Origin of the sequence: Flavobacterium flavipallidum, assembly GCF_038289905.1 — a bacterium.
In the GTDB taxonomy this organism is placed as follows: domain Bacteria; phylum Bacteroidota; class Bacteroidia; order Flavobacteriales; family Flavobacteriaceae; genus Flavobacterium; species Flavobacterium flavipallidum.
Map to the genome: position 1 here is coordinate 44767 of NZ_JBBYHU010000026.1, position 14022 is coordinate 58788.

Consider the following 14022-nt stretch of genomic DNA (forward strand, 5'->3'; position numbering starts at 1 on the left):
TTTTTAACAACATTGCATTAAAATTTAAAATATGAGTACAGTCGCTGCTGTTGCTGAAGCATCCCAACATTTAAAACCCTTAATTAGTGATTTAGGATTAATCCTTATGACTGCTGGTATAGCCGTACTTTTGTTTAAAAAAATCAAGCAACCACTTGTACTGGGTTATTTAATTGCTGGATTCTTAGCCGGAAATAACTTTGACTTTTTCCCTTCGGTAAAAGATGTTCACAGTGTAGAAATCTGGGCCGAAATAGGTATTATAATATTATTGTTTAGCCTGGGCCTAGAATTTAGTTTTAAAAAATTAATGAAAGTGGGCGGCACCGCCTCCATAACGGCGATCACTCAAATCATATCCATGGTACTCATTGGTTTCCTTGTTGGAAAATGGATGGGCTGGAAACAAATGGATTGTATTTTTCTGGGCGTCATGCTTTCTATCTCTTCTACCACCATTATCCTAAAGACCTTTGATGAGTTAAAAGTAAAAGCCCAACAATTTGCCGGAATTGTAATTGGTTCTCTTATTGTTCAGGACATTGTTGCCATTTTGATGATGGTATTATTATCTACAGTAGCGGTAAGTCAGCAATTTTCAGGAGGAGAATTATTATTATCCGTATTAAAACTAGGTTTTTTCCTGATTGCATGGTTTGTGGGCGGAATCTTTTTTATTCCTACTTTATTAAAAAAAACCAAACACTTACTAACGGATGAAATGATGTTGATTCTTTCATTAGCCTTGTGTTTAATGATGGTAATTTTGGCATCAAACGTAGGTTTTTCACCGGCACTGGGTGCTTTTATCATGGGTTCTATTATTGCCGAAACAACCCATGCTGAACACATTGAACATCTTATCAAACCCGTAAAAGATTTATTTGGAGCTGTATTCTTTGTATCGGTAGGGATGTTAATAAACCCGGATACCTTGACCGAATATGCGCTACCGGTCGCAATCTTAACGCTAGTTACCATCTTTGGACAGTCTATCAGTTCTACTTTAGGAGCAATTATTTCAGGACAACCTTTAAAACAATCAATACAAACGGGAATGAGTTTATCACAAATTGGGGAATTCTCCTTTATTATTGCCACTCTGGGAATGTCTATGAATGTAACCAGCGATTTCTTATATCCTGTTGTTGTAGCCGTTTCGGCAGTTACTACCTTTACCACTCCGTTTATGGTTAAAATGGCGGTACCTTTTTCGGTCTATCTTGAAAAAAAATTACCCCGAAAATGGACTAAAAGAATCGCCCGTTATAGTGCCAATGCGCAGGCTATTCGATCAGTAAGTACTTGGCAAGTGGTTATCAGAGCCCATTTGGTTCAAATTCTGTTGCACACTATTATTATTACATCAATCATTTTGATGTCTTCTAAATTTGTATTGCCTTTAGTAGTGGATTCTAAATTTGGAAATGCCATTGCCGCATTAATTACTATGGTAATTATTTCGCCTTTTTTATGGGCCTTATCACTTCGTCGTGTGGCCGTAAAAGAAGTAGACCAATTATTTGAAGAAAAAAGATACCGAGGACCTATTTTAATGCTTTTCTTCTTCCGTATGGCATTAGCCGTATTCTATATTGGATTTTTATTGAATATCTTTTTCTCGCCTGTCATTGCCTTTTTTGCATTGGTAACTGCGATTGTAATTTATTTATTATTTCCTAAAAAATTACACGAACAATACCATAAAATAGAACGTCATTTCCTAACCAATCTCAACGATAGAGAAGAAAAAAAGATAGACCGAAGTTATACTTATTTAACATCTTGGGATGGTCACATGACTACCTTTGAAATATCAAAAGAATCCAATTTGGCAGGAAAAACACTTCGAGAAATCAAAATGAGAGAACTTCTTGGGGTCAATATTGCTTATATTAAAAGAGGTGATATTGTTATCCAAATTCCAAATAAAATGGAACGATTGTTTCCCGGTGACGAAATTTGTGTCATCGGTTCTGACGCTCAGGTCAAAGAATTTGCAAACTTCCTAAAGCAAAACGAAGTAGAAGTTCCTGAAACAGTAGCCAAAGACGAAATTATTCTGCGTCAAATTGTTTTACATAATGACGAATTTATAGGCCAAACCGTTGGTCAATCAAAACTAAGGGAACGTACTAAAGGATTATTAGTAAGTATCGAACGAAAAGGAAACCGAATTTTAAATCCGGAATCCAATATTATTTTGGAAAAAAATGATTTGCTTTGGATTGTTGGAAGCAAAAAATTAATGGCTACCTTATTCCAAGAATAAGCCTATTTATAAAATTCACAAAAATTAAAATGCCTGAACCAAGCAAATGTTCAGGCATTTTTTTTGTTTTACGATTGAACCAAGAATTGAAAATGCAATACAAATTAATAAAGCTATTCTATAAAAATAAAGGTCACATCTATTCATTTTCAACTGAAATTTAACTAAATTTATAGTAGAAAAAGGGTGAAAAATGTGAAACAAAATTGACTTCACCACTGGAAAAACTATAAGAACGCTAACCGAATAGTAATTGTAAAACAATTCAATATGGCCTTTATAGATTATTACAAAGTTCTGGAAGTAGATAAAAAAGCTACTGACGCTGAAATTAAAAAGGCTTACCGAAAATTAGCCCGTAAATACCATCCTGACATCAACCCAAACGACAAAGAGGCCGAAAAAAAATTCAAAGAAATTAATGAAGCCAATGAAGTTTTAGGAAATGCTGAAAAAAGAAAAAAGTACGATGCTTACGGAGAGCATTGGGAACATGCTGCCGAATTTGAAAAAGCCAATCAACATCAACGGTATTATGGTTCCGGAGGTTCTCAGGAAGAATTTAATAATTATGGCAGAGATGCTAATGATGATTATTCGGATTTTTTTGAATCACTCTTTGGAAACAGTCGTCGCAGAAGTTCAAGCCAACAATTTAAAGGAAACGATTTTACCACCGAGTTACAGCTAAATCTGGAGGAAGCTTACACTACTCATAAAAAAACTGTAATGATCAATGGAAAAAACATTCGTTTCACCATTCCTGCAGGTATTGAAAATGGACAAACTATTAGAATTCCCGGCCACGGTGGCGAAGGCATGAACGGTGGTCCTAATGGTGATTTATACATTACTTTTACAATCCATAATCATCCTGATTTTAAAAGAGACAAGGACAATTTGTACACAACTGTCACACTGGATTTGTACAAAGCGGTTTTGGGGGGAGAAGTTACTGTTACTACTTTTGACGGAAAGGCTAAACTTAAAATAACTCCAGGCACTCAAAACGGTTCAAAGATAAAACTCAAAGGAAAAGGATTTCCAGTTTACAAGCAAGAAGGCCATTTTGGCGATTTATATATCACTTTCCAAATTAAAATCCCTACAAACCTAACACCAAAAGAACTAGAATTATTTACCGAACTTTCTAAATTAAGAACAACATGAATACTGATAACTTTATACCCATAAAAACTTTATGCCAACATTATAAAGTTGAAATTAGTTTTTTCAATACGCTTGATGAAAATGGCTTAATCGAAATTCAATTTGTCGATAACATTCAGTATGTCCATAAAGAATCCATCTATGAAATTGAAAAAATAGTACGCATGCACAAAGATTTAGACGTAAACATTGAAGGAATTGATGTTGTTCTTAATTTACTTCAAAAGATTGACGCCTTACAAACTGAATTATTACGAGTTAGAAACCGTTTATTACTATACGAAAACTAGATTCACAAAGAAATCCAAAAAAAACCTCATTCAACCAATAGCATAAAACCCAATAAATTCAGCCACTCACAAGTAGCCATTTTCATTTTAACAAAAAAATATGAAATTTTTCATCACAATAATTGTATATACAAATAAAAAATGTGTTACATTTGTATCAACAAATAAAAAAGGTATTGAAATGAAAATTGAAGATGAAATAAAAAGTACGGTTGCATTAGACATTTCAAAAAAAATTATTCTCAATATATTATATACTAATAATATCCTGAGTGAAAAATTTAATGAATTATTAAAACCCTACGACTTATCAAGTGAACAATACAATGTTTTACGCATTCTTAGAGGACAAAAAGGAAATCCTGCTAATATGTGTGTTATTCAGGAACGTATGCTTGCAAAAACAAGTAACACTACCCGCCTTGTTGACAAACTTTTATTAAAAGAATTAGTAACTAGAAATGTCTGTCCGGAGAACCGAAGAAAAATTGAAGTTCTAATTACGCAAAAAGGATTAGACGTTTTAGCCGATTTAGATCCAAAAGTTATAGCCCATGAAAATGCTTCAACTTCAAATCTAAGCCTTGAAGAATTAGAAAAACTAAACGAATTATTAGAAAAATATAGAAATCAATAAAAATAGAATTATGAGCACCTTTATAGAAAATCAAAACTGGAGATATGCAACAAAGAAATTTGATGCATCCAAAAAAATTTCAGAACAAGACTTGAATACTTTAAAAGAAGCTATTCGCCTGAGTTCATCCTCTTACGGATTACAACCTTACAAAGTAATCATCGTTGAAAATCCCGAATTAAGAGCTAAAATTCAACCAGCTGCATGGGGACAAACACAAATTGTAGATGCTTCTCACCTTATCATTTTTGCAAATGAAACTCAAGTTGAAGAACAAAGTATCGATAATTACATTGCAAACATTAGCGCTACAAGAAACATTCCTGCTGAAGCTTTATCAGGCTACGCCGATTTTATGAAATCAAAACTTTTAAGTCTTCCGGAAGACACTAAAAAAATCTGGACTTCAAAACAAACGTATTTAGCTCTTGGAAATTTATTAAATGCTGCAGCTGAGTTAAAAATTGACGTTACACCTATGGAAGGTTTTGTTCCTGAACAAGTAAACGAAATTTTAGGTCTTGACAAATTAGGACTTAACACTTCACTTATTGCTACTTTAGGTTACAGACACGAAGAAGACACTACTCAACATTACAAAAAAGTTAGAAAATCAAAAGAAGAATTATTTATTACACTATAATTAACAATCAATTTAAAACAAACAAAATGAAAAATTTAAAATCAATCGCAATCGCATTATTCGTAGCTGTAGCTGGAATTTCAGTAAACGCACAAACTAAAAAAATTGACGCAAAAGCTTCAACCATCAAGTGGGTAGGTAAAAAAGTAACTGGAGAACACTCTGGAACGGTAAACTTCAAAGACGGAGCTGTAGTTTTAAAAGGTAAAAAATTAGTAGGTGGTTCTTTTTCAGTTGATATGACTTCTTTAACAGCTACTGATTTAACTGGAGAATACCAAGGTAAATTAAACGGTCACTTAAAAGCAGACGATTTCTTTGGAACGGATAAATTCCCAACTTCTACTTTAGTTATCAAAAAAATTAACACAAAAGCAAAAGATCTTTATACTGTAACTGCTGATTTGACTATCAAAGGTATTACTAAACCAGTTAATTTTGAACTTGCTGTTAAAGGAAATACTGCTACAACTGCATTCAAAGTTGACAGAACTAAATATGACATTAAATATGGTTCAGGAAACTTTTTCCAAGGTTTAGGAGACAAAACGATCAATGACGAGTTTGAATTAGCTGTTGCTATAAAATTCTAATTTAGTCCTCATTTTACTTTAATAACCCCAACGAAATGTTGGGGTTATTTTTTTGTTCATTTTTTTCTATTTTCCAACATCGTTTTATAGTAATTTCAAACAAAATCTTAAGCTTTTATTGTAACTTTGAGAGATAAAACACTTATTTTCAACCAGTATTAACCAAAACCTCATACAAAATGAAAAAATTAAGACTTGTATTACTGACGCTCTTTTTCCTCTTTTCTTTATCCGGAGCAAAAGCACAAACTAAAAAAATAGATGTTTCTAAAAGTCTCATCACCTGGACAGGAAAAAAAATAACAGGGGAACATGAAGGAATAATAAAATTTAAGGAAGGAGAACTTGTTTTTAAAGCTAACAAAATCATCGGAGGAAGTTTTATTGCCGATATGACAACATTGAACAATACCGATCAAACGGGAAGTTCTAAAGCAAAACTGGAAGGACATTTAAAATCAGATGATTTTTTTGGGATAAATAATTTCAAAACGGCGATTTTAACTTTCAAAAATATTACGCCAAAAGGAAATAACATTTATACCGTCATAGCCACCTTAACAATAAAAGGAATCTCGAATCCTATAATTTTTGATTTAAACACCAAAGGAAATTCTGCAACTGCAATTCTAAATGTTGATCGAACAAAGTATGACATCAAATATGGTTCAGGAAGCTATTTTGATGATTTAGGTGATAAAACAATTTATGATCTGTTTGAATTAAAAGTCAACTTAGTTTTTTAAAATAATGCAACAGAAAAATACATTAATATTTTTATCATTTAAAATTTGAAAAATCAAATATCATTTATATATTTGTCTCAAGATTAAAAAAAATGAAAAGAAACAATAATAATACTTGGTGGTGGAACAATTTACGTCAATAGTCGTGAACTAAGCTCCTATAGTATTATTCTAAATAAATATCAAAGGCTTGTCATCACGACAGGCCTTTTTTTTGTGCCAAAGAAAAAAACAACAATTATAATTTTAAATTTTATTACAATTGAAACAATTTAAACTTAATACAAAATTTAAACAAATACTGGCTGACACCATTACTCCGGTTAGCGTGTATTTTAAAATAAGAGATAAATTCCCTAATAGTCTTTTATTAGAAAGTAGTGATTATCATGGTAATGACAATAGTTTCTCTTATATCTGTTGCAACCCGATAGCTTCGATTAAAATTGAAAACGAAACTATTTTCAAGCAATTTCCTGACGGGACTAACGAAACAATTGCTATAGATGCTAATACAAATATTCCGGAGGTTATCCAACAATTCTCAGGTCAGTTCCAATCAGAGAAAAACAACTTCAAGTTTATTAATAACGGACTTTTCGGATACATTTCTTATGATGCGGTACGTTACTTTGAAAAAGTTACTATTGCCAAAAAAGAAAACAGCAACACGATCCCTGATGTCTATTATGCTGTTTATCAAAACATCATTGCCATCAATCATTTTAAAAATGAAGCTTATATTTTCTGCCACAGTGTTGATGACAGAAACAACATTGCCGAAATTGAACAATTAATGCAATCCCGAAATATACCTTCTTATAAATTCACAAAAGAAGGAGAAGGTTTCTCTAACCTGACTGATGAAGAATTCAAGCACAATGTGGCTTTAGCCAAAAAACATTGTTTCCGTGGTGATGTATTCCAATTAGTAATTTCAAGACGTTTCACGCAAGGATTTAAAGGAGACGAATTCAATGTTTATCGTGCTTTAAGAAGTATCAACCCATCTCCTTACCTATTCTTCTTTGATTATGGAGATTTCAAAATCTTCGGTTCTTCTCCAGAGGCCCAAATTATCGTAAAAGATCGAAAAGCCGAAATTCACCCTATAGCCGGAACTTTTAGAAGAACAGGTGATGATGAAAAAGATGCTATTTTGGCTAAAAAATTATCCGAAGATAAAAAAGAAAACAGCGAACACGTTATGTTAGTTGATTTGGCACGAAATGATTTAAGTCGTCACGGACATAACGTAAACGTAGAACGATACAGAGAAGTACAATTCTTTTCTCACGTAATCCACTTGGTTTCTAAAGTTACCGGACATCTTCATGAAAATGCTACTGCAATGCAGGTTGTTGCCGATACTTTCCCGGCAGGAACTTTAAGTGGTGCTCCAAAACACAGAGCGATGCAATTAATCGAAGATTATGAAACTACGAACCGTAGTTTCTACGGTGGAGCTATTGGTTTTATGGATTTTGAAGGCAATTTTAACCACGCCATTATGATTCGTACTTTCTTAAGTAAAAACCACCAATTACATTCTCAGGCTGGAGCCGGAATAGTTGCCAGTTCTGATGAAGAAAGCGAAATGCAGGAAGTATATAATAAATTGAGAGCTTTGAATACCGCTTTGGATTTAGCTGAAACTATTTAAAAATTGAAAAATTCAATGATTGAAAAATTACCCATCTTTAAATTTTTCAATCTTTAAATCATTAAATATAAAATGAAAAAAGTATTAGTTATAGATAATTACGATAGCTTCACATATAATCTGGTTCATTATCTGGAAGATTTAAATTGTGAGGTTACTGTTTACCGAAATGATGAATTTGAGTTGGAAGAAGTAGAAAAATTTGACAAAATTTTACTATCTCCGGGGCCTGGAATTCCTGATGAAGCTGGTCTATTAAAACCCGTTATTGCCAAATACGGTCCTACCAAAAGCATTTTTGGGGTTTGTTTAGGACAGCAAGCTATCGGTGAAGTTTATGGAGGAACACTTTCTAACTTAGACAAAGTATATCATGGTGTAGCAACTCCTGTAAAAACAGTTGTTGATGATGAAGTTATATTTCAGGGCTTAGAAAAAGAATTTGAAGTAGGCCGTTACCATTCATGGGTTGTTGATGCTACTTTACCAGCGGATTTAGAAGCCACTTCTTTTGACGAAAACGGTCAGGTGATGTCTTTACGTCACAAAACATTTGATGTTCGCGGAGTGCAATTTCACCCGGAAAGTGTGTTGACACCAAACGGAAAAAAAATGCTGGAAAACTGGGTTAATTCATAGTATTCAGTCAACAGATTTCAGTATTCAGTTAAAAACTTAGAATCTAAGTAACTTAGTCCCGATAGCTATCGGGATAGCAACTTAAAAAAAATGAAAAACATATTAAATCGATTAATCAATAACGAATTACTTTCCAAAGAGGAAGCTAAAAACGTATTGGTTAATATTTCTAACGGAAGCTATAATCCAAGTCAAATTGCCGCTTTTTTAACGGTATACATGATGCGTAGCATTAGCATCGACGAGTTAGCCGGATTTAGAGAAGCCCTTCAGGAATTGTGTGTCCGCATTGATTTATCCGATTATAACACCATCGATTTAGTAGGAACCGGAGGTGATGGAAAAGACACTTTCAACATTTCTACTTTAGCTTCTTTTTTAACGGCCGGAGCAGGAGTAAAAGTGACTAAACACGGAAATTACGGTGTTTCTTCTATTACGGGTTCCAGCAATGTAATGGAAAGTTTAGGAATTAAATTCAGCAACGACGCTGATTTCCTAAGAAAATGTGTGGACCAGGCAGGAATTTGTATTCTGCACGCTCCCCTGTTCCATCCTGCTATGAAAAACGTAGGTCCTATCCGAAAAGAATTAGGCGTAAGAACTATTTTCAATATTTTGGGACCAATGATTAATCCATCATTTCCAAAGAATCAATTGTTAGGGGTTTTCAATTTAGAATTGGCCAGAATGTATGCTTATCTGTATCAAAATACCGATAGCAATTTCACCATTGTACACGCCTTAGACGGTTATGATGAAGTATCCTTAACAGGGGCTACAAAGGTAATTACCCATAAAACTGAAAGAATGATTAACCCTGAAGATTTTGGAGTAAGTTTAATCAAACAAAGCGAAATTGAAGGCGGAAAAACAGTAGAAGAATCGGCACAAATGTTTATCGATATCATTTCCGGAAAAGGAACCGAAGCCCAAAACAATGTGGTTTGTGCCAATGCCGGTTTAGCAATTGCTACCGTAACTGGATGCACACCATTACAAGGATTTGAACAGGCTAAGGAAAGTTTATTCTCAGGAAAAGGATTAGCAGCTTTGAAAAAATTACAGGAATTGAGCAGATAAAAACAAACACGAATTTCACGAATTAGCACGAATTATTTTTTGTGTCTTTTTGACAAAATAATACAAAATGAATATACTCGATAGAATCATAGTTGACAAAAAACAAGAAGTAGTTTTAAAAAAATCAATCATTCCGGTTTCCCAACTGGAAGCTTCGGTTTTCTTTGAAAAAAAGATCATTTCTTTGAGCAACAATTTAAGAAACAGCAACTCAGGAATCATTGCAGAACACAAACGTCGTTCACCTTCTAAAGCCGAAATCAACTATGGTTTTACGGTAGAAGAAGTCGTAAAAGGATATGAAAGTGCCGGTGCCTGCGGAATTTCAGTTTTAACGGACGGTAAATATTTCGGTGGTTCATTGGACGATTTACTATTAGCCAGAGCTTCGGTAAATATTCCGCTATTGCGAAAAGAATTCATTGTTGACGAATACCAAATCTTAGAAGCCAAGGCACATGGTGCCGATTTGATTTTGTTAATTGCAGCGGTTTTAACCCGCGAAGAAATCAAATCGTTATCTGAATTTGCTAAAAGCTTAGGATTAGAAGTTTTATTGGAAGTTCACAATCAGGAAGAACTTGAAAAATCAATTATGCCTACATTGGACATGATTGGGGTAAATAACAGAAACCTGAAAACTTTCGAAGTAAGTCTGGATTTCAGCAAGCAATTAGCCGATCTAATCCCGAATGAATTCGTAAAAGTTTCTGAAAGCGGAATCAGTTCTGTTGAAGCCATTAACGAACTAAAACCTTACGGATACAAAGGATTCCTAATTGGTGAAAACTTTATGAAAACAGCTAATGCCGGAAAAGCAGCTACGGAATTTATACAAAAGTTAGAAGTTAGAAGTTAGAAGGCAGAATTAAGTATTCAGCTTACAGCTTTGTTTACTTTGCGAAAACTTCTTTCTCTTTGCGGTTAAAAAAAACAAATTATGAAACTAAAAATCTGTGGTATGAAATATCCCGACAATATGCTCGAAGTAGGCGCGCTCCTACCCGATTATATGGGATTTATATTTTGGGAAAAATCAGCCCGATATTTTGATGGCATCATGCCTGATTTACCAGACTCTATTAAAAAAACCGGTGTTTTTGTCAATGAATCAGTCGAAAATATTGTTAAAAAGGTAGAAAATCATAATTTGCAAGCCGTACAGTTACACGGAGAGGAATCTGTAGAATTTTGTTTAAATTTGAAAACGCAATTAGCAGCAAATATTGAGATCATAAAAGTATTTTCGGTAGCCGATGATTTTGATTTCTCCGTTTTGGAACCGTTTGAAAAAGCCTGCGATTATTTTCTTTTTGATACCAAAGGAAAATTGCCTGGAGGAAACGGAACTACCTTTGACTGGAAAGTATTGGAAAACTATCCTTCAACAAAACCGTTCTTCCTTAGTGGCGGAATTGGTCTTGACGAAATGGATGCTGTCAATGAAATAATAAAAACCAATTTACCCGTTTATGCTATTGACGTAAACAGTAAATTTGAAATAGAACCAGGATTAAAAAATATAGAAGCACTACAGTGCATCGCCATAAAAAACAAATAATAATGTTATACAACGTTGATGAAAAAGGCTATTATGGCCAGTTTGGAGGAGCTTACATTCCTGAAATGTTATATCCAAATGTAGAGGAATTACGCCAACAATATTTAAAAATCATGGCTGAACCGGATTTTAAAGCCGAGTTTGACCAATTATTAAAAGATTATGTAGGACGTCCTAGTCCGTTGTATTTTGCAAAAAGGCTTTCTGAAAAATACAATACCAAAATCTACTTAAAAAGAGAAGATTTAAATCATACCGGAGCGCACAAAATCAACAATACTATTGGACAAATCTTAGTTGCTAAAAAATTAGGTAAAAAACGTATTATTGCCGAAACTGGTGCCGGACAACACGGTGTGGCAACCGCTACCGTTTGTGCTTTAATGGGATTAGAATGTATTGTGTACATGGGTGAAATTGACATTGCACGCCAGGCGCCAAACGTGGCTCGTATGAAAATGTTGGGAGCAACAGTACGCCCTGCCCTTTCAGGTTCAAGAACTTTAAAAGATGCTACTAACGAAGCCATTCGTGACTGGATTAACAATCCGGTTGATACCCATTATATTATTGGTTCAGCTATTGGACCGCATCCTTATCCGGATATGGTTACCCGTTTTCAAAGCGTTATTTCTGAGGAAATCAAATGGCAGTTAAAAGAAAAAGAAGGACGTGAAAATCCTGATTATGTGGTAGCCTGTATTGGTGGCGGAAGTAACGCTGCCGGAACTTTTTACCACTTTTTGCATGAGCCCGAAGTAGGAATCATAGCCGTAGAAGCGGCAGGAAAAGGAATCCATTCAGGGCATAGTGCTGCAACGAGCAAATTAGGAAAAGTAGGTATCATCCACGGTTGTAAAACACTGTTGATGCAAACTCCTGACGGACAAATCACCGAACCTTATTCAATCTCGGCAGGTTTGGATTATCCGGGTGTGGGACCTATGCACGCACATTTGGCCGAAACAGGACGTGCTGAGTTTTTCTCAGTAACCGATGACGAAGCGATGACAGCCGGATTGCAACTTTGTAAACTCGAAGGAATTATCCCTGCCATCGAATCCTCTCACGCTTTAGCCGTTCTTGATGACAAAAAATTCAAACCCGAAGATGTTGTTGTCATTTGTCTTTCAGGACGAGGAGACAAAGATTTAAACAACTATATCGAATATTTTAAATATTAACAGGGCGTTACCCCCGAAGAAAAATCGGGGGTCGGGCTGTTCGCTATAGCTATCATGCCGAACACCGGCATAATAGGCTGTCGCTTCCATCCCTAACGCACAAAAAAACTAGAACGTTCAATTTTCAAACCAGCACAAATGGAAAAATTATTTGCTTACGGAACTTTAAAAGACAAAAACATTCAGGAAAATATTTTTGGACGTACGCTAAAAGGTGTTCCCGACAGATTAATCGGTTTTGTGATTAATTATATCGAAATTGAAGAAGAATTTGGTATAGAAAAATATCCAGTTATTATTGCTACTAATAATCCGGATGACATCGTAACAGGAATTGTTTATGACATTTCTGAGAAAGACGTTTATCTTGCCGATACCTACGAAGGTTTGCATTACAAACGCATCGAAGTAACCTTAGAATCCCTGCAAACTGCCTGGGCATATATTGTTACTAATTAAAAACAAATAGCATTAACTATTAATTTTACCATTAAGACATTAAGAAAATTAAGTCTTAACTATACTTAATTACTTAATGGTTTACAATAAAAATACAATTAGTGGTAAAAATCGAAACTATACAATGAACAGAATCGAACAAAAATTACAAGAAGACAAAAAAATACTTTCCATCTATTTCTCGGCGGGATATCCTAATCTAAACGATACGGTACAAATTATCCAGGACTTAGAAAAAAACGGAGTTGACTTAATTGAAATTGGATTACCATTCAGTGATCCTTTGGCTGATGGCCCTACCATCCAGGCGAGTTCTACGACGGCTTTACACAATGGTATGACGACTCAAATTTTGTTTGACCAATTAAAAGATATTCGTAAAACGGTTTCAATTCCGTTAATCATTATGGGGTATTTCAACCCAATGTTACAATATGGTGTAGAAGCTTTTTGCCAAAAATGTGCCGAAATTGGTATCGATGGTTTAATCATACCTGATTTACCTGTTGATGTCTATGCCGAAGAATACAAAGCTACTTTTGACAAATACGGATTAATCAATATCTTTTTAATCACACCACAAACTTCTGACGAGCGCATACGTTTTATAGATAGCGTTTCCAGCGGATTCATCTATATGGTGAGCTCAGCAAGTGTTACGGGTTCTCAGGCAGGTTTTGGCAGTACACAGGAAAACTATTTCAAACGCATTGCCGATTTGAACCTTAAAAACCCACAAATTGTAGGCTTCGGAATCAACAATGCCGAAACTTTCAATCAGGCTACTCAATATGCTAAAGGTGCTATTATTGGCAGTGCTTTCATCAAACATTTATCCGAAGAAGGCAGCGGAAAAATTGCTGATTTTGTGAAAGCAATTGGATAGTTTATTTCTGAATTAAAAATTTATTTTACCGCAGATTCGCAGATTAAAAATTTGTAAATTTGCGGTATTTTTTTCGGCACATTCAGAAGTAATCTATCTTTTGAATAAAAATTAAAGAAAATGACCGATTTTAGATATCCATTATCGGTCATTTTTGCTTTTTGAGATTTTTCAAGATATAGTTTCGGCTAAAAAA

General features: G+C 34.4%; 15 protein-coding genes. All 15 read left to right on the plus strand.

Annotated elements, in window-relative coordinates; all coding sequences use genetic code 11:
• Positions 1-31: 31 nt before the first annotated feature.
• Complete coding sequence (locus AAEO59_RS12165) at positions 32-2272, plus strand: cation:proton antiporter (RefSeq protein ID WP_341701016.1); 2241 nt, start codon at positions 32-34, stop codon at positions 2270-2272.
• A 270-nt stretch (positions 2273-2542) separates the two neighbouring features.
• A complete protein-coding gene (locus AAEO59_RS12170) occupies positions 2543-3442 on the plus strand; it encodes a J domain-containing protein (protein WP_341701017.1) in 900 nt (299 codons plus the stop codon).
• Complete coding sequence (locus tag AAEO59_RS12175; RefSeq protein ID WP_341701018.1) at positions 3439-3732, plus strand: chaperone modulator CbpM; 294 nt, start codon at positions 3439-3441, stop codon at positions 3730-3732. The genes AAEO59_RS12170 and AAEO59_RS12175 overlap by 4 nt, the downstream gene beginning before the upstream one ends.
• 181 nt (positions 3733-3913) lie before the next feature.
• Entirely contained in the window at positions 3914-4369 is a 456-nt protein-coding gene (locus AAEO59_RS12180) for a MarR family winged helix-turn-helix transcriptional regulator (RefSeq protein WP_341701019.1), read from the plus strand.
• 10 nt (positions 4370-4379) lie between these two features.
• A complete protein-coding gene (locus AAEO59_RS12185; RefSeq protein ID WP_341701020.1) occupies positions 4380-5012 on the plus strand; it encodes an NAD(P)H-dependent oxidoreductase in 633 nt (210 codons plus the stop codon).
• 26 nt (positions 5013-5038) lie between these two features.
• Positions 5039-5605, plus strand: coding sequence for a YceI family protein (locus AAEO59_RS12190; RefSeq protein ID WP_341701021.1), 567 nt, complete (start codon positions 5039-5041; stop codon positions 5603-5605).
• A 179-nt stretch (positions 5606-5784) separates the two neighbouring features.
• A complete protein-coding gene (locus AAEO59_RS12195; protein ID WP_341701022.1) occupies positions 5785-6351 on the plus strand; it encodes a YceI family protein in 567 nt (188 codons plus the stop codon).
• 262 nt (positions 6352-6613) lie between these two features.
• Positions 6614-8014 carry an anthranilate synthase component I family protein gene (locus tag AAEO59_RS12200; protein ID WP_341701023.1) on the plus strand — a complete coding sequence of 467 codons (1401 nt, stop codon included), beginning with the start codon at positions 6614-6616 and terminating at the stop codon, positions 8012-8014.
• Positions 8015-8086: 72 nt separating this feature from the next.
• Positions 8087-8653: an anthranilate synthase component II gene (locus tag AAEO59_RS12205; protein WP_341701024.1), complete on the plus strand. Its 567-nt coding sequence runs from the start codon at positions 8087-8089 to the stop codon at positions 8651-8653.
• Positions 8654-8743: 90 nt separating this feature from the next.
• On the plus strand, positions 8744-9736 hold the full coding sequence (trpD, locus tag AAEO59_RS12210; protein ID WP_341701025.1) for an anthranilate phosphoribosyltransferase: 993 nt from the start codon (positions 8744-8746) through the stop codon (positions 9734-9736).
• Between the two features lie 67 nt (positions 9737-9803).
• Positions 9804-10595 carry an indole-3-glycerol phosphate synthase TrpC gene (gene trpC / locus AAEO59_RS12215; protein ID WP_341701026.1) on the plus strand — a complete coding sequence of 264 codons (792 nt, stop codon included), beginning with the start codon at positions 9804-9806 and terminating at the stop codon, positions 10593-10595.
• 81 nt (positions 10596-10676) lie between these two features.
• Positions 10677-11297 carry a phosphoribosylanthranilate isomerase gene (locus AAEO59_RS12220; protein ID WP_341701027.1) on the plus strand — a complete coding sequence of 207 codons (621 nt, stop codon included), beginning with the start codon at positions 10677-10679 and terminating at the stop codon, positions 11295-11297.
• A 2-nt stretch (positions 11298-11299) separates the two neighbouring features.
• On the plus strand, positions 11300-12481 hold the full coding sequence (trpB, locus tag AAEO59_RS12225) for a tryptophan synthase subunit beta (RefSeq protein ID WP_341701028.1): 1182 nt from the start codon (positions 11300-11302) through the stop codon (positions 12479-12481).
• Between the two features lie 138 nt (positions 12482-12619).
• The gene (locus AAEO59_RS12230) at positions 12620-12940 is read left to right on the plus strand and encodes a gamma-glutamylcyclotransferase family protein (protein WP_341701029.1); all 321 of its coding nucleotides are present in this window, start codon (positions 12620-12622) and stop codon (positions 12938-12940) included.
• 124 nt (positions 12941-13064) lie between these two features.
• Entirely contained in the window at positions 13065-13826 is a 762-nt protein-coding gene (gene trpA / locus AAEO59_RS12235; RefSeq protein WP_341701030.1) for a tryptophan synthase subunit alpha, read from the plus strand.
• Positions 13827-14022: the final 196 nt, after the last annotated feature.